At 72.3% G+C, this 16,106-nt stretch carries 13 protein-coding genes and 3 riboswitches; of the genes, 5 read left to right on the top strand and 8 right to left on the bottom strand.

Going from position 1 to position 16,106, the window contains the following annotated elements; all coding sequences use genetic code 11:
* Nucleotides 1–73: 73 nt before the first annotated feature.
* The 5 genes from BFV98_RS30835 to BFV98_RS30855 form a co-directional block, all read right to left on the bottom strand.
* Nucleotides 74–283 carry a CbtB-domain containing protein gene (locus BFV98_RS30835; RefSeq protein ID WP_013476133.1) on the bottom strand — a complete coding sequence of 70 codons (210 nt, stop codon included), beginning with the start codon at nt 281–283 and terminating at the stop codon, nt 74–76.
* Nucleotides 282–422: riboswitch (adenosylcobalamin (AdoCbl) riboswitch) on the bottom strand. It overlaps the preceding gene by 2 nt.
* Nucleotides 422–1,444, bottom strand: a complete 1,023-nt coding sequence (gene cobA, locus BFV98_RS30840) for a uroporphyrinogen-III C-methyltransferase (RefSeq protein WP_071098658.1) — start codon at nt 1,442–1,444, stop codon at nt 422–424. Its footprint overlaps the riboswitch before it by 1 nt.
* Nucleotides 1,445–1,457: 13 nt before the next feature.
* Entirely contained in the window at nt 1,458–2,819 is a 1,362-nt protein-coding gene (locus tag BFV98_RS30845; protein WP_071098660.1) for a cobyrinate a,c-diamide synthase, read from the bottom strand.
* The gene (cobO, locus tag BFV98_RS30850; protein ID WP_030275079.1) at nt 2,813–3,427 is read right to left on the bottom strand and encodes a cob(I)yrinic acid a,c-diamide adenosyltransferase; all 615 of its coding nucleotides are present in this window, start codon (nt 3,425–3,427) and stop codon (nt 2,813–2,815) included. The genes BFV98_RS30845 and cobO overlap by 7 nt, the downstream gene beginning before the upstream one ends.
* Complete coding sequence (locus tag BFV98_RS30855; RefSeq protein ID WP_030275077.1) at nt 3,427–5,409, bottom strand: magnesium chelatase subunit D family protein; 1,983 nt, start codon at nt 5,407–5,409, stop codon at nt 3,427–3,429. Before BFV98_RS30855 ends, cobO begins: the two co-directional genes overlap by 1 nt.
* Nucleotides 5,410–5,455: 46 nt before the next feature.
* A riboswitch (cobalamin riboswitch) is annotated at nt 5,456–5,600 on the bottom strand.
* A 54-nt stretch (nt 5,601–5,654) separates the two neighbouring features.
* Between BFV98_RS30855 and BFV98_RS30860 the strand changes: the two genes are divergently transcribed.
* Both BFV98_RS30860 and BFV98_RS30865 read left to right on the top strand, forming a co-directional pair.
* The gene (locus BFV98_RS30860; protein WP_030275075.1) at nt 5,655–6,863 is read left to right on the top strand and encodes a bifunctional cobalt-precorrin-7 (C(5))-methyltransferase/cobalt-precorrin-6B (C(15))-methyltransferase; all 1,209 of its coding nucleotides are present in this window, start codon (nt 5,655–5,657) and stop codon (nt 6,861–6,863) included.
* Nucleotides 6,860–7,615 (top strand): cobalt-precorrin-4/precorrin-4 C(11)-methyltransferase, encoded by a 756-nt coding sequence (locus tag BFV98_RS30865; protein WP_013476139.1) that lies wholly within the window; start codon nt 6,860–6,862, stop codon nt 7,613–7,615. Before BFV98_RS30860 ends, BFV98_RS30865 begins: the two co-directional genes overlap by 4 nt.
* Here BFV98_RS30865 and BFV98_RS30870 read toward each other — a convergent pair whose 3' ends face one another.
* Genes BFV98_RS30870 through BFV98_RS30880 form a run of 3 tightly spaced genes read right to left on the bottom strand, consistent with a single transcriptional unit; the run spans nt 7,616 to nt 10,655 of the window.
* Complete coding sequence (locus BFV98_RS30870; RefSeq protein ID WP_030275073.1) at nt 7,616–9,118, bottom strand: precorrin-2 C(20)-methyltransferase; 1,503 nt, start codon at nt 9,116–9,118, stop codon at nt 7,616–7,618. It abuts the gene before it with no gap.
* Nucleotides 9,115–9,780 carry a precorrin-8X methylmutase gene (locus tag BFV98_RS30875; RefSeq protein ID WP_071098662.1) on the bottom strand — a complete coding sequence of 222 codons (666 nt, stop codon included), beginning with the start codon at nt 9,778–9,780 and terminating at the stop codon, nt 9,115–9,117. Before BFV98_RS30875 ends, BFV98_RS30870 begins: the two co-directional genes overlap by 4 nt.
* Entirely contained in the window at nt 9,777–10,655 is an 879-nt protein-coding gene (locus BFV98_RS30880; protein ID WP_030275071.1) for a sulfite reductase subunit beta, read from the bottom strand. The genes BFV98_RS30875 and BFV98_RS30880 overlap by 4 nt, the downstream gene beginning before the upstream one ends.
* Before the next feature lie 45 nt (nt 10,656–10,700).
* Nucleotides 10,701–10,882, top strand: a riboswitch (cobalamin riboswitch).
* Nucleotides 10,883–10,971: 89 nt separating this feature from the next.
* Here BFV98_RS30880 and BFV98_RS30885 point away from each other — a divergent pair.
* From BFV98_RS30885 to cobF, 3 genes are read left to right on the top strand one after another with little or no spacing between them, the layout of a single operon-like run.
* Entirely contained in the window at nt 10,972–11,616 is a 645-nt protein-coding gene (locus tag BFV98_RS30885) for a ferredoxin (protein WP_030275069.1), read from the top strand.
* Nucleotides 11,613–15,212, top strand: a complete 3,600-nt coding sequence (cobN, locus tag BFV98_RS30890; RefSeq protein WP_071098663.1) for a cobaltochelatase subunit CobN — start codon at nt 11,613–11,615, stop codon at nt 15,210–15,212. The genes BFV98_RS30885 and cobN overlap by 4 nt, the downstream gene beginning before the upstream one ends.
* Nucleotides 15,209–15,988, top strand: coding sequence for a precorrin-6A synthase (deacetylating) (gene cobF / locus BFV98_RS30895; RefSeq protein ID WP_030275065.1), 780 nt, complete (start codon nt 15,209–15,211; stop codon nt 15,986–15,988). The genes cobN and cobF overlap by 4 nt, the downstream gene beginning before the upstream one ends.
* The last annotated feature ends 118 nt before the right edge of the window (nt 15,989–16,106 follow it).

Consider the following 16,106-nt stretch of genomic DNA (forward strand, 5'->3'; position numbering starts at 1 on the left):
ACGCCCGCAGCGCCGGTGACGAGGAAAGACGAAAACTCCGGCCGGGCCGGGCGAACTGCCGCGTGGCGTGGTGTCAGTGGCAGGGGAAGCCCAGCACGTGCCGTGCGTCGTGCGTCAGCTCGTGGATGAAGGTGCCCTCGAAGACGGAGAAAGCTCCCTGCTCGGCGCCCACGAAATACAGGACGACGGCGGTGACCAGCGCGAAGAACAGCGCCCAGGGGGCGAGCGCGCGAACGGGGATGGTGGGAAGAACGGCCGGAATGGCCGTGGTCGCCTGAGGCATGACACTCCTTGGGATGCTGCGTCCCGTCGATGGGTGGTCGACCTGGCTGGAGGGTCTGGCTTCGCCGCGAGCGGCGTCACAGTAGCGCGACTGCGCCGGATTCACACCGGCTTCCTTCAGCAGGGTGGCACGACCATATCAGGTATCGGAGCAACGCGACGCTGTCGCGACTGCCTGCACGGCGGCCGGTCCGAGGGCGACGACGTGGCCGATCACCGTTACGGCGGGCGCGCCGATGCCGGCCTCGGCGGTGTCGGCGACGACGTCGGCGAGGGTACTGCGCAGCACCCGCTGGCCGGCCGAGGCGGCGTCCGCGACGACGGCGCAGGGTGTGTTCCGGTCGAGACCAGCGGCGACGAGCGCGTCGGCGATGGCCGCGAGGTTGCGCATGCCCATCAGCACCACGAGGGTGGTGCCGGTGCGGGCGAGGGCGGCGTAGTCGATCGACGAGTCGGGATGGCCGGGCGGTACGTGGCCGGAGATGACGGTGAAGCCTTGCACGAGTCCGCGGTGGGTGACCGGGATGCCGGCCAGCTCCGGGGCCGCGATGCTGGAGGTCACGCCGGGTATCACGGTGGTGGGGACGCCGGCTTCGGCGCACGCGGTGACTTCCTCGAAGCCGCGGCCGAAGACGTACGAGTCGCCGCCCTTGAACCGCACAACGTGCCGTCCGGCGCGGGCGTGCTCGACGAGCAGCGCGTTGATCTGTTCCTGGCTCGTGCTCCGCCCGTACGGGATCTTGGTGACGTCGATGATCTCGGCGTCCGGACGCGCCCACTTCAGGGCCTCCCACGGGGCGAGCCGGTCGGTGAGGATCACGTCGGCCTGCTTGACGGCCGCGCGTCCGGCGACGGTGACCAGCCCCGGATCGCCCGGGCCGGCGCCGACCAGCGTGACGTGTCCGGCCGTTCGGACCGCTGCCGCCGACCCGGCCTCCGAGGGTGCGACGGTACGCAGCACGACGTCGAACCGGCTCTCGTCGACCGGGGTGGTGACCCAGGTCAGGCGCCCGCGGAGGGCGAGGTCCTCCAGCGCGGCGCACACGGCCGGCGCGGCGACGGTGACCAGGGCGCGCCTGTGCAGCAGCGCACTGACCGTGACGGCGGCGGGTGCGCTCCCGTCGAGGACGAGCACGCTACGGCCGGTGAGGTTCAGCTGCATGTGACGGTGATTCCTAACGTGCTGAGGAGACAGCCGTCCGGTGTACGGCCTCGGTGAACGACTGGGCCAGATGCGGTTGCCCAGCCCAATGCACGTGCAGATAGGACGCGCTGAGGCTGGGGGAGGCGAATCCGGCATTGCGGCCCTCGATGCGCCAGGCGGGGTGCTCGCCGTGACCGGGTGTGACGGTGGTGCGGTGGAATTCGTGGCCGGTGGCAGCGGTTCCCCGCTCGCCGAGCAGCTGGTCCGAGCCGAGTGCGGCACGGTGGTACGCGAGGGTGAGGCGCGGCGTCATGACGGCTTCGGCGTCGAGCGCCCCGACCATGGGATGGCCGTCGACGGAGCGGCACAGATACAGCAGGCCGGCGCACTCGGCGACGGTGGGGACGCCGTCGAGGACGGCCTGGCGCAGTTCGTGGCGCAGCGTCGTGTTGGCGCTCAGCGTGGACGCGTGTACCTCGGGGAACCCCCCACCGAGGTATAGCCCGCGTGTCCCGGCGGGAAGCCGCTGGTCGCGGGCCGGGTCGAACGGGACGACGGTGCAGCCCGCCGCCTGCAGCAGCTCGGTCGTCTCGGCGTACCGGAAGGTGAAGGCACGCCCGGCCGCGACCGCAACCACCGGTGATCCGGCGCCCGGCCGCCGGACGTGCGCGGCGGGGTCCCATGGCTGGGCGTCCAGATCGGGTGCGGTGCGTGCCACCTGCAGCACCGCATCGAGGTCCACGTGGCGGGCGATCTGCTCGGCCAGCACGTCCAGGGCGGCGGCGGCCTCCTCACGTTCGGCTGCCGGCACGAGCCCGAGGTGGCGCGACGGGGCGCTGACACCCTGGTCGCGGTGCAGGATCCCGAGCACCGGTACGCCGGTGGATTCCACCGCCCGGGCCGCCTCGGCGGCGTGGCGGGCGGACCCGGCTTTGTTGAGCACGACACCCGCGACGGTGACGCCGGCCTCGAACGTGTCCATTCCGTGCACGACGGCCCCGACGCTGCGCGAGGTGTGCGAGACGTCCACGACCAGCAGGATCGGGGTGGCGGTCAGGGCCGCGAGGTGCGCGGTGGAGGCGAAACCGTCGCCGCCGATGCGGCCGTCGAACAGGCCCATGACCCCTTCGACGATGGCGATGTCCGCGTCGCGTGCGCCGTGCAGCAGCAGCGGGATCACGAGTGAGGGGTCGGTCAGGTGCGGGTCGAGGTTGCGGCCGGGGCGTCCGGTGGCCAGCGCGTGGTAGCCGGGGTCGATGTAGTCGGGCCCCACCTTGTGCCCCGACACGGTGTGCCTGCGCGCGGCCAGCGCGGCCATGAGCCCGGTCGCGACCGTGGTCTTGCCGTGGCCGGAGGCCGGCGCCGCGACGATCAGCCGCGGAAGGCTCACCATTCGATGCCTCGTTGGCCCTTCTGGCCGACGTCCATCGGGTGCTTGACGTGCTGCATCTCGGTCACCAGATCGGCTGCCTCGATCAGCCGGGGGTCGGCCCGGCGCCCGGTGACGATCACGTGCTGACGGCCGGGACGGTGGACCAGTGTCTCCACGACGTCGCCGACGTCGACCCAGCCCCACTGCATCGGATAGGTGAACTCGTCCAGGATGTAGAGCTGGTGCCGTTCCGCCTGGATACGGCGCTTCACCTCCGCCCAGCCCTCGGCGGCGTCCGCGGCGTGGTCCGCCTCGGTGCCGCTCTTACGGCTCCAGGACCATCCGGAGCCCATTTTGTGCCACTCGACTGGCCCGCCTTCGCCGGTCTGCTCGTGCAGCAGCCCGAGCCTCTCCAGGACGGTCTGTTCCCCGATGCGCCACTTGGCCGACTTCACGAACTGGAACACCCCGATGTCCCAGCCCTGGTTCCAGGCGCGCATCGCCATGCCGAAGGCGGCGGTCGACTTGCCCTTGCCGTTTCCGGTGTGGACCATCAGCAGCGGCCGGTTGCGCCGCTGGCGGGTGGTGCTGCCGTCGTCCGGGACGGTGAGCGGCTTACCCTGCGGCATCAGGCCACCCCCGCCCGCGGAGCGGTCGCCGTGCGAACGACCCCGGTGAGCCCGTCGGCGGTCACTTCACCGAGCGGCACGTGCTCGGCCCTCAGATGAGTGGCAAGCCGGGCGGCGAGGCCGAGCCGGAATCGTCCGGTCTCGCAGTCCACGACGACGACCTGGACACCGCTGGTGGCGAGCGCGGCGGCGGCGCGGTGGGCACGACCCAGCGGGTCCGGGCCGGAGGTGGCGCGGCCGTCGGTCACCACGACGAGCAGGGGCCGGCGGGACGGGTCGCGCAGCGCCTCCCGGCGCAGCACCTCGCCACTGCGTTCCAGGCCCTCCGCGAGCGGGGTCCGGCCACCGGCCGGTAGGTCGGCCAGGCGGCGGGAGGCGACGTCGACCGAGCCGGTCGGTGGCAGGACGACCTCGGCGGTGTGCCGGCGGAACGTCACCAGTGCGACCTTGTCCCGGCGGCGGTAGGCGTCCAGCAGCAGCGACAGCACAGCGGTCTTGACCTGCTCCATGCGGCGGCGGGCCGCCATCGAACCGGACGCGTCCACGCACAGCAGCACGAGGTTCGACTCGCGCCCGACGGTCTCGGCCCGGCGCAGGTCGCCGGGCACGAGCGCGAGGCCGCGACCGCCGGTCAAGCCACCCCGGGAATGCTGATGCGGCGCCGCCGCGGTGATGGTGCCCGGCAGGTGCAGCCGGCCGTCGCCGGACGTGCGCCGCCGCTGCCCGGCGACACGGCCCTGCGGTGTTCGTGCCCGGGACCGCCGGCCGGCCTGACCGTCGCCGGTTCCTTTCACGACCAGCAAGCGGGCACGTGCGGGCTCGCCCGCGGATGCCATCGATGTGGCGGCCTGCCGTTCGGGCTCCGGTACGGGCGGGCTCTCGCCGGGAGAGCCGGGCACGTCCCCGGCCGATCTGTCGTGCCCGGTGTCGTCGGGCAGACCGCCGCCGGGACCGTCGGGTCCGGGGTCGGGGTCGTTGTGGCCGAGTAGGTCGTCCAGGCGGTCCTGGTCCAGGCCGGGCTCGTCGAAGGGGTTGCGGCGGCGGCGGTGCGGCAGCGCGAGACGGGCGGCGATGCGGATGTCCTCGAGTGTCACTCGCGTACGTCCCCGCCAGGCCGCGTGCGCCGCGGCGGCGCGAGCGGTGACGAGGTCCGCACGCAGGCCGTCCACGTCGAACGCGGCGCACAGCTCGGCGATCCTGGTCAGCGTCTCGTCGTCGAGCACGACACCGGCCAGCGAGCGCCGGGCGGCGGCCAGCCGGGTGCGCAGGGCTTCCTGCTCGCCGGCCCAGCGTGTGGCGAAGCCCTCCGGGTCGGCGTCGAATGCGAGCCGGCGGCGGACCGCCTGCACCCGCAGGACGGGGTCACGCGGGGCGGCGACCTCGACCGTCAGGCCGAACCGGTCGAGCAGCTGCGGGCGCAGTTCGCCCTCCTCCGGGTTCATCGTGCCGATCAACACGAACCGGGAGGCATGCTCGACCGAGACACCGTCGCGTTCGACGCTGACCCGGCCGGTCGCCGCGGCGTCGAGCAGCAGGTCGACCAGGTGGTCCGGCAGCAGGTTGACCTCGTCGACGTACAGCAGGCCACGATGGGCCCGGGCCAGCAGGCCAGGCTCGAACGCGACGACGCCGTCTCGCAGCGCGGCATCGAGCTTCAGCGATCCGGTCACCCGGTCGTCGCCGGCTCCGACGGGTAGTTCGACGAGGCGTACCGGCCGTTCGACGACGGGCGTGGGCACGTCGAACGGCCCGTCGGGGCAGACCGCCGAGGGATCGTCCGGGTCGATGGAGAACCGGTCGCCCGCATAGACCCGTACCGCCGGGAGCACCTCGGCGAGGCCGCGCACGGTAGTGGTCTTGGCAGTGCCCTTCTCCCCGCGGATCAGGACACCGCCGATGAGCGGATCGATCGCGACCAGGGTGAGGGCGAGAGTCATGTCGTCGGCGCCGACGACGGCACAAAAGGGGTACTGCGCTGGCATGTAGGGCTCCCGCTCGATCTGCCATGGCGGTCCACGACGCGGCATGCGCCGTGGATCGGATCGAGGCCGGTCTTCGGACTTCCCAGGTCAATGCCTGGATCACCGCAGCGGGCCCTGTGCCGGATTCTCACCGGCTTCCCAGATTCTCCCCGCGACCACGGTCGTGGGGCACCTCGAACCTGTGCATCACCATAGACGCCCCGGTGGCCGGGGCAAGGGCCGGTGGGCGGCTAGGGTGCATCTCCATGGAGGAGCGGGTGACCGTGGTGGGGATCGGGGCTGACGGGTGGGTGGGTCTGCCGGAGCCGTCCCGGGCGCTGGTGCGGGCGGCCGCGACGCTGCTCGGCGGGCGGCGGCACCTCGAGGCGGTGCCGCCCGTCGACGGCCAGCAGCGCGTGGCGTGGCCGTCGCCGCTGCGGGACAATCTGCCAGGTGTGCTCGCCTCCGCGCGAGGGCCGGTTGTCGTGCTGGCCTCCGGCGACCCGCTCGTGTCGGGTATCGGCACGACGCTGCTGGACGTCCTGGGCCCGGAGCGCGTGACGATCGTGCCCGGGGTCTCCTCGGTAGCCCTCGCCCGAGCACGTCTCGGATGGCCGGCCGAGTCCGTCACCACGGTCAGCCTGGTCGGCCGGGACCTACGGCTGATCGTGCCTGCGCTCTCGGCCGGGCGCCGGCTGCTCGTGCTGTCCAGCGACGAGACGACACCCGCGGCCGTGGCCGCGGTGCTGACCGGGCTCGGTTGGGGGCAGTCCAGGCTGGTCGTGCTCGGTGACCTCGGTGCCGCCGGTGAGTCGTGTACCGCGACCACCGCGGCCGGGTGGGACCTGAACGACGTGCCGCGGTTGAACGTTCTCGCTGTCGAAGCTCGCGGTGCCGGTCCGGGCTGGGCCTCGGGCGGCGTGTTGCCCGACGACGCGTTCGAGCACGGCGGGCAGATCACCAAACGTGACCTGCGGGCCAGTGCCCTGGCCCGGCTCGCGCCCGCGCCCGGTCAGCTGCTGTGGGACGTCGGCGCCGGCAGCGGCTCGATCGGTGTGGAGTGGATGCGGGCCTGGCCGACGGCACGGACGATCGCGGTGGAGCCCCGCTCCGACCGGGCCGCGCTGGTGCACCGCAACGCCGCTGCCCTCGGCGTGCCGGGTCTGTGTCTGGTCGAGGGTTCGGCGCCCGGGGCCCTGTCCGGCCTGGACCGTCCCGACGCGGTGTTCGTCGGCGGCGGGGCCACCGTCCCCGGCGTGCTGGACACCTGCTGGGATGCGCTCGGCGCCGGTGGACGGCTCGTCGTGCACGGTGTCACCGCCGAGACCGAGGCGGTGCTGCTGGAGCAGCACAGCCGGCGCGGCGGTGAACTCGTCCGCCTGCACGTCGAACGCGCCGAACCGCTCGGCGGCTTCACCGGCTGGACGCCCGCACGGGCAGTCAGCCAGTGGTCCATCGTCAAGGGAGATTCATGACCGTCCATTTCGTCGGGGCCGGGCCCGGCGCCGCCGACCTGCTCACCCTCCGCGCGGTACGCCTGCTCGAGTCCGCCGACGTGTGCCTGTACCCGGGCACGTACCTCGACGCCGAGGTGCTGGAGCACTGCCGTGACGACGCCCGGCTGATCGACACCCAGCACCTCGACCTGGACCAGATCACCACGCACCTGGTCCAGGCACACGCCGACGGGTCCGAGGTCGTACGGCTGTGCTCCGGTGACCCGTCGCTGTACTCGGCGGTGCACGAGCAGGCACGCCGGCTCGACGCCGCCCGGGTCCCGTGGGACGTCACGCCCGGCGTGCCGGCCTATGCGGCTGCTGCCGCCGCCGTCGGCGCCGAGCTGACCGTCCCGGAGCTGGCCCAGTCGGTCGTGCTCACCCGCGCGCAGGCCCGGTCCACGGTCATGCCGTCGGGAGAGAAGCTCGCCGCGTTCGCCGCGACCGGCGCGACGCTCGCCCTGCACCTGGCGGTCACGCGTACCCGCGAGCTGGCCGCCGAACTGGCTGGCTACTACGGCCACGACTGCCCCATAGTCGTGGTGCACCGGGTGTCGCAGCCGCAGGAGCTCATCCTGCGCGGCACGCTGGCCGACATCGGCGGCCGGGTCGAGCAGGCCGGTCTGCGACAGGCAGCGGTCATCCTGGTCGGCCCGGCGCTGGCCGGGGACGTCCGTGGCGGCGAGTCGTTCCTCTACTCGGCCGGTCGCGAGCGCCGCGTGCGCGGCTGATCAGGGCACGAAGCGCGGGCTCCAGACACGTCCGGCCGCGGTGACTCGCGTCGCCGAGGCGCCGATGATCAACAGGCATTTCATGTCGATGCTGCCAGGGTCCAGTTCGCCGAGCGAGGTGACGGTGAGGCTCTCCCCGGCCCGGCCGATGTCGCGGCCCACGACCACGACCGTCCGGGGGGACTTGTGCTCCAGCAGCACGGCCCGGGCCTGCGCGACCTGTTCGGTGCGTGAGCGTGAGCGCGGGTTGTAGAGGGCCAGCACCAAATCCGCCTCGGCGACAGCGCGCAGCCGCTTGACCACGACCTCCCACGGCTTGAGCCGGTCCGACAGGCTCATCACCGCGAAATCGGCCCCGATCGGCGCGCCCGCGCGCGCCGCGACCGCCTGGACGGCGGAGATCCCGGGTACGACACGGATGGCGACGCCGGCGTAGCGGGGGTCCTCCGCGGCCTCGAACACCGCCGACGCCATGCCGAAGACGCCCGCGTCACCGCCGGAGACGACCGCGACGCGCTCACCGGCGAGCGCCAGTTCGAGCGCCTGCCGGGCCCGCTCGAGCTCGACCGTGTTGCCGGAGGCGTGGCGGACGAGTCCGGGGCGCTGCGCGACGCGCTGGACGTACGGGCCGTAGCCGACGACGTGGCCGACCTCGGCGAGCACCTGCGACGCCTCGGGGGAGAGCCACCGATCGGGACCGGGGCCGAGGCCCACGACGACGACCTCGGCGCCGGGATAAGGTTCGGTGACCCTGGTGGCCGGGAGGTCGTAACGGGCCACTCCGGGCCGGGTGTCGCCGGGGACCAGCACGATCGAGAAGTACGGCACCGTGGCGGGGTCCACGTCGGCGACAGGCAGTACCCGCTCGGCGGTCATCGACGCCCGTTCGACGTACCAGGAGCCCTCGACGCGCCCGGCCTGCTCGAGCGCCGAGCGGACCTTGGTGAACGTCCGGCCCAGCTTCATGATCACCGCCCCGTCGGTGTCGGCGAGACGCCGGGCCAGCTCGGGCTCGGGCAACGTTCCCGGCAGCACGGTCAGCACGTCGGTCTGCCGGACCAGCGGCAGGGCGGTGGTGGCGGTGGCGGCGGCGAAGGCGGGCACACCGGCGACGACCTGCGTGTCGAACTCGCCGGCGAGCCGGTCGTGCAGGTACATGAACGAGCCGTAGAGCATCGGGTCGCCCTCGGCCAGCACGACCACGTCGCGGCCCGCACGAAGGTGGGCCCGCAGCCGCTCGGCGGCTTCGGCGTAGAAGTCGGCCATCGCCCCGGCGTACCCGCCCGGGTGCTCGGTGCTCTGGGTCGTCACCGGATAGACCAGCGCCTCCTCGATCACGTCGTCCGGGAACAGCCCGGCAGCGATGCGGCGCGCGTTGGACTGTTTGCCGACACCCTGGTGGTAGGCGATGACCTGGGCCGCGCCGATCAGCCGGGCGGCTTTGAGCGTGATCAGTTCGGGATCACCCGGGCCGACCCCGACGCCGGACAGCCGCCCGGTCACTCCGCCTCCCGGGCGAGGGCGTTGAGCGCGGAGGCGGCCATCGCCGAGCCGCCCCGGCGCCCGGTCACCACGAGATAGGGCACGTCGAGGCCGGGGGCGTCGGTGGCGAGGTCGATGAGCGCCTGCTTGGACTCGGCGGCGCCGATGAATCCCACCGGCGTACCGATGATCGCAGCTGGTCGTGGCGCGCCGTCGCGCAGCATATCCAGCAGGTGGAACAGGGCCGTGGGGGCGTTGCCGAAGGCGACGACCGCGCCGGCGAGGTGGTCGGTCCACAGCGACACCGCCGCCGCCGACCGGGTCGTTGCCCACCGGTGGGCAAGCGCCGGGACCTCGGGTTCGTGCAGAAAGCAGCGGACCTCGTTGTCACGGGGCAGGCGGGCGCGGGTAACGCCGGCGGCGACCATGTGCGCGTCGGTCAGGATCGGCGCCCCCGCCTCCAGCGCCCCGCGGGCGGCGGCCACCAGGCCGGGGTGGATCACCAGGTTGCGGGTGAGGTCGGTCTGGCCGCATGCGTGGATCATCCGCACCGCGACCTTCTCGGCGTCGGCCGGCACACCCGAAAGATCGGCCTCGGCACGGATGGTGGCGAACGAGGCGTCGTAGATCGCCGCGCCGTCGGTGACGTAGTCGTAGCGGCGTGCCGGTGTGGTGAGACTCATGCGTTCTCCAGATCGGGGACGAGCAGGGTGCGGTACGGGGTGACGACGATCTCGCCGGCGCCGAGCGCGCGGATCTCCTCCAGCAGGGGAGCGTCCACTCGGCCGCCGGAAGCCGCGAGGTGCGCGGTGACGCGGCCGTCATCCTGAACGATCCTGCCCAGCGCGGGTGGAGGTGTGCTCACCCGGGTCCGCTCGGCACGGTCGAGTACGGTGCCCAGCAGCGCGGCGCCGGCGCCGGGCAGCTCGTCGACGTGCCAGGGTGAGTCCGGCCGGTCACCCGCGAGCCCGGCGAAGCGTACGGCGAGCCCGGTCAGCGCCGCGGCGGCCTCGTCCAGCCGGATGACTGGCCCCCACGCCGAGGTTCCGGCGCGTAGCTGCGCGGTGTCCGAGTCGAGCGCCACCAACCCCAGGTCCAAGTCACGGCTGACCAGATCACCGCGGCCGTCGTCAAGCACGAACAGGAACCGTCCGGTCAGCGCGGTGAGCCGGGGCTCGGCGCGCAGCCGTGCGTCGAGTCCGGCGACGACCGGGTGTAGATCGGCCCGGCCGCCACTGCGTCCGGTCAGCGGTGAGGCGAGGATGTTGCGGACCAGCTCGTGCGACGTGGACGGTACGAGCCCGGTCGCGATGACGTCGGCGACGACGGTCTCGGGCAGCCGCCCACCGTCGTGCTCGAGACCGCGCACCTGCAGGTTGGCGCGGCTGGTCAGGTGGACCGCGCCGTCGCCGTGCGCACGGGCCACCTCCACGAGTGCGCACAGCGCCGCAGTCGGCACGATCCCGCCGGGGACGCGCACCCGCACGAGCGCGCCGTCGTCGGCGATCCATGGGCGCAGCAGGCCGGGACACAGGTCGCGGCGGGTCCTCTCGGTCACGGCGACATGGTGCCAGAGCCCGTCCCCGGCGACACCGGCTGTCGGTGCTACCGTCGTGATGCCAGTCAAACTCAGCCATGAGCCAGGGAACCCGGTGCGAATCCGGGACTGACGCGCAGCGGTGAGGGTGACGGGCGGGGCACGACGCCACTGGACCCACGGTCTGGGAAGGCGCCCCGTCCGGTTGATCCCGAGTCCGAAGACCTGCTGGCCGCAGATCCGTCTGCGACACGTGCCCATCCAGGCCTCGCGCACAGGCCCCGGACGAAAGAAGACCCCGTGTCCCGATCGCACCGGATCACCGGCTCCTGACCCCGTGAGCGTCCTCGTTCACGTCGCGACCGCACTGACGGACGCCGCGTCGCCGGTGCTACGCGGGCAGGCCGAGGCAGCCGGCGCCCGACTGGCCTTCCTGCAAGCCGGCGAGCCCACGCTGACCCATGTGCTCGACCTGCTGCACGCCGAGGGCGTTCGGGAGGTTCGCCTGGAACCGGTGAGCACCGACGACCTGACTTTCGCCCGTTCGTGGGTGGGACGCGTGGCCGGCCACTGGCACCGTCAGCAGATCGACCCGCCGGTCATCCGGTTCGGCGAGCGCGCGATCACCGGGCACGAGGCGCCACTCACCTCACCGGCCTGGGAGACCACGCCGCCGTACCGCCATCATCTACTGCTGTGCCGCGGCCCGCGCTGCAGTGCCCGCGGCGCGGACGAGACCTATCGCGCGATCGTGGGCGCGCTCGTCGAGCAGCAGCTCACCGACGCCGACGTCCTCATGGCCCAGACCGGCTGCCTGTTCCCGTGCAACCACGGACCAGTCGCCGTCGTGCACCCCGACGGCACCTGGTACGGGCCGGTGCGACCCGGCGACGCGGCACGCCTCGTCGGCGAGCACCTACGCGCCGGCCGTCCGGTCGGCGACCTGCGCCTCGGCTCCCGTGTCACCGAAGGAGAAACATGACACGCATCGCCCTGCTGTCCACCTCGGACACCGACCTGCTCTCGGCGCGGGCCAGCAACGCGGACTGGTCCTGGGCCAACCCTGCCCGGCTCACCGGCGAGCGCCGCGACACCCTGACCAGCGAGGCCGACCTGGTCATTCTGCGGGTGCTCGGCTCGCCCGAGGACGTACGCGACCTCGCCGCGCTGATCCGCGGCACCGGCCGTCCCCTGGTCGTGCTCGGTGGGGAACGGACGCCGAACGCCGCGTTGATGGGGCTGTCGACCGTCCCGATCGGTGTCTGCGCCGAGGCGCACCGCTACCTCGCCGAGGGCGGCGCGGAGAACCTGCGCCAACTGCACGCCTTCCTGTCCGACACCGTGCTGCTGACCGGCGAAGGCTTCGAACCGCCGGCCGTGCTGCCCGAGTGGGGAGTCAGCCGGCAGCCGGCCCCGGACGCCCGGCCCCGCGTCGGAGTCCTGTACTACCGGGCCCACGAGGTGAGCGGCAACAACGCGTTCGCCCACGAACTCGCCGATGCCATCGACACCACCGGCGTGGCCGCCGGCGTACCGATCTACGTCTCGTCACTGCGGGCGGCGCCCGAGGAGTTGTACGCCGAACTCGCCACCCTGGACGCGATCGTCGTCACGGTCCTGGCCGCCGGCGGCGCCCGGCCCGCCACCGCGAGCGCCGGCGGCGACGACGAGTCCTGGGACGTCGAACGGCTGCGCGCCCTCGACATCCCCGTGCTGCAGGCTCTGGCGCTCACGTCCGGCAGAGCCGAGTGGGAGGCGTCCGACGAAGGCGTCACCCCGCTCGACTCCGCGACCCAGATCGCCATCCCCGAGTTCGACGGCCGCCTCATCACCGTCCCGTTCTCATTCAAGGAGGTCGACGCCGACGGCCTGCCCCGCTACGTGACCGACCCTGAGCGATGCACCCGCGTCGCGGGCATCGCCGTCAACCACGCCCGACTGCGGTATGTCCCGCCCGCCGAGCGCAAGGTGGCCCTCGTCCTGTCGGCCTACCCGACCAAGCACAGCCGCATCGGCAACGCCGTCGGCCTCGATACGCCCGTGTCGGCGATCCGATTGCTGCGCGCGATGCGAGATGCCGGCTACGACCTCGGCGCACCCGGCGCAATTCCCGGGCTCGACCCGCTGCTCCCGGTCGAGGGAGAGGATGCCGACACGACGGCCGGCAACGCGCTCATCCACGCTTTGATCGCCGCCGGTGGGCAGGACGAGGAGTGGCTCACGCAGGCTCAGCTCAGCGAGTCGCACGTGCGTATCAGCCGGGACGACTACCGGCGCTGGACTGCCGGATTGCCCGCCGCGCTGCGCGACGCCATGGCCGAGACCTGGGGCGAGGCTCCCGGCTCGCTTTTCGTCGACGACGACGGCGACATCGTGCTGGCCACCCTGCGCGCCGGTAACGTCGTCATCCTCATCCAGCCCCCGCGTGGCTTCGGCGAGAACCCGGTCGCGATCTACCACGACCCGGCCATGCCTCCGTCGCACCACTACCTGGCCGCGTACCGCTGGCTCGAACACGGCTTCGGCGCCGACGCGGTGGTGCACCTCGGCAAACACGGCTCGATGGAGTGGCTGCCGGGGAAGAACGCCGCGCTCTCAGCCGCCTGCGCCACGGACGCGGCAATCGGCAGCATGCCGTTGATCTATCCGTTCCTGGTCAACGATCCTGGCGAGGGTGCCCAAGCCAAGCGCCGCGCGCACGCCACCATCGTCGACCACCTGGTGCCGCCGATGGCACGCGCCGAAAGCTACGGCGACATCGCCAAGCTGGAGCAACTGCTCGACGAGCACGCCAACATCGCCGTGATGGACCCGGCAAAGCTGCCCGCGGTCCGCCAGCAGATCTGGACGCTGATGCAGTCCGCACAAATGCATCGCGACCTCGGCCTGGACGAACGGCCCGGCGACGAGGAGTTCGACGACTTCCTGCTGCACGTCGACGGCTGGCTGTGCGAGATCAAGGACGTACAGATCCGCGACGGATTGCACGTGCTCGGCCAGGCGCCGACCGGACAGGCACGCGTCAACCTGGTGCTCGCCGTGCTCCGCGCGACACAGGTCTGGGGCGGACAGAACCGGGCACTGCCCGGCCTGCGCGCCGCGCTGGGTCTTGCCGAGGACGCCCCGGCGGCCGACGTCGACGCCGTGGAAGCGCAGGCCCGTGCCCTGATCGAGGCGATGGAGAAGGCCGGCTGGCAGGCTGACGCGATCGACGCGCTGCACGACGACCCGGTGGTACGCGACGTCCTGCGCTTCGCCGCCGAGCAGGTCGTGCCGCGACTGGCCGCCACCACCGACGAACTGACCAACGTCCTGCACGCGCTCGACGGCGGTTTCGTCCCGGCCGGGCCCTCCGGCTCCCCGCTGCGCGGACTGGTCAACGTCCTGCCGACCGGCCGTAACTTCTACACCGTCGACCCGCGGGCCGTTCCGTCCCGTCTGGCCTGGGAAACGGGACAGGCGATGGCCGAGTCCCTCGTCGCCCGGCACCTCGCCGAAACCGGCGAGCATCCCCGATCGGTCGGCCTCTCCGTGTGGGGCACCTCCGCGATGCGCACCTCCGGCGATGACATCGCCGAGGTGCTGGCGCTGCTGGGCGTACGCCCCACCTGGGACACGGCCTCACGCCGGGTCAACGGCCTGGAGGTGATCGGCCTCGACGAACTCGGCCGGCCCCGCATCGACGTTACCGTGCGCATCTCGGGATTCTTCCGCGACGCCTTCCCGCACGTCATCGAACTCCTCGACGACGCCGTGCAGCTCGTCGCCGGGCTCGACGAACCCGATGAGCGCAACTACGTGCGGGCACACACCCGCCACGACCTCGCCGAGCACGGCGACCAGCGGCGGGCCACCACGCGGATCTTCGGTTCGAAGCCCGGATCGTACGGCGCCGGCATCCTCCAGGTCGTCGAGTCCGGCACCTGGCGCGACGACGCCGACCTGGCCGCCGTCTACACCGCCTGGGGCGGCTTCGCCTACGGCCGCGGCCTCGACGGCATCGCGGCAACCGACGACATGCGAACCAACTACCGGCGCATCGCCGTCGCCGCGAAGAACATCGACTCCCGCGAGCACGACATCGCCGACTCCGACGACTACTTCCAATACCACGGCGGCATGATCGCCACGGTCCGCGCGCTGACCGGCGCCGAACCCAGGGCGTACGTCGGTGACTCCACCACGCCCGACGCCGTACGCACCCGCAGCCTGCAGGAAGAGACCAACCGCGTCTTCCGCTCGCGGGTGGTCAACCCGCGCTGGATCGCGGCGATGCAGCGCCACGGCTACAAGGGAGCGTTCGAGCTCGCCGCCACCGTGGACTACCTCTACGGCTTCGACGCCACCGCCGGTGTCGTCCACGACTGGATGTACGAGTCACTGGCCCGCGAATACGTCCTCGACGAGACGAACCAGCAGTTCATGCGCCGCGCGAACCCCTGGGCACTGCGCGGCATCGTGGAACGGCTGAACGAGGCCGCCGACCGTGGACTGTGGGCCGAACCGGACGCCGAGGTCATGGCGGAGATGGCCCGCGTGTACCTCGAGGTCGAGGGAGACCTGGAGGATCAGGCGTGACACGGCGCCTCACCCTGGTCGGCCTCGGCCCGGGCGACCCCGAACTGGTCACGGCCCAGGCCGTCCGGGCACTCAACGAGGCCGACTACTTCCTCGTCGCCGACAAGACCGGACAGCACCCGGGCACGGCCGACCTCATCGCGATGCGCGAGGCGATCTGCGCCCGGCACGTCACCGGCGCCTGGCGGCTCGTGCACGTACCCGACCCGGAACGCGACCGTGCCGGCCCGGCCGACTACACCGGCGCGGTACGCGACTGGCACGAGGCACGGGCCGAGGCGTTCGAGCAGGCATTGCTGGACAACCCGGGAGACGCCGCAGTGCTCGTCTGGGGCGATCCGGCCCTGTACGACTCGGCGATCCGTGTGGCCGACCGCATCGCCGAACGCGCACGGGTCGACATCACCGTGGACGTCGTACCCGGCCTCAGCAGCATCCAACTGCTGGCGGCACACCACCGGCTCGTCCTCAACACAATCGGCGGCCCGATCACCATCACGACCGGCCGCCGCCTGCTCCACGACGCGGCGACACACGACAACCTCGTCGTCCTGCTCGACGGGGCATTGACCTGTCGCCAGCTCCCCGAACTGTCGGCCTGGCGGATCTGGTGGGGCGCGAACCTCGGCTCGTCCGACGAGCAACTGGTGGCCGGCAACCTTGACGAGGTCGCCGACCGAATCTGGTCCCGGCGGACGGCGGCGAAACAGAGCCGCGGCTGGGTCATGGACACGTATTTGTTGCGCCGGGCCGGCAGCCTCGAGCGGCGATCCTGAGAATCACATCCTTTGACCCACCGATGATCACCCAGCCGCGAACGCACTCCTGCGATCGCTGGCCGCAACCCGTTACCGTGCGTGCCGCTCTAGCGCCTTGCGCCGAGCCCTGAGCGCG

It is taken from the genome of Micromonospora sp. WMMB235 (assembly GCF_001855515.1).
Lineage (GTDB): Bacteria > Actinomycetota > Actinomycetes > Mycobacteriales > Micromonosporaceae > Micromonospora > Micromonospora aurantiaca.

Coding starts and splice junctions, on each gene's coding strand:
- cobO (WP_030275079.1), bottom strand. CDS start 3,427: ATGCCGCAGGGTAAGCCGCTCACCGTCCCGGACGACGGCAGCACCACC.
- BFV98_RS30855 (WP_030275077.1), bottom strand. CDS start 5,409: ATGCCAGCGCAGTACCCCTTTTGTGCCGTCGTCGGCGCCGACGACATG.
- BFV98_RS30860 (WP_030275075.1), top strand. CDS start 5,655: ATGGAGGAGCGGGTGACCGTGGTGGGGATCGGGGCTGACGGGTGGGTG.
- cobN (WP_071098663.1), top strand. CDS start 11,613: ATGACACGCATCGCCCTGCTGTCCACCTCGGACACCGACCTGCTCTCG.
- BFV98_RS30835 (WP_013476133.1), bottom strand. CDS start 283: ATGCCTCAGGCGACCACGGCCATTCCGGCCGTTCTTCCCACCATCCCC.
- BFV98_RS30875 (WP_071098662.1), bottom strand. CDS start 9,780: ATGAGTCTCACCACACCGGCACGCCGCTACGACTACGTCACCGACGGC.
- BFV98_RS30845 (WP_071098660.1), bottom strand. CDS start 2,819: ATGGTGAGCCTTCCGCGGCTGATCGTCGCGGCGCCGGCCTCCGGCCAC.
- cobA (WP_071098658.1), bottom strand. CDS start 1,444: ATGCAGCTGAACCTCACCGGCCGTAGCGTGCTCGTCCTCGACGGGAGC.
- BFV98_RS30865 (WP_013476139.1), top strand. CDS start 6,860: ATGACCGTCCATTTCGTCGGGGCCGGGCCCGGCGCCGCCGACCTGCTC.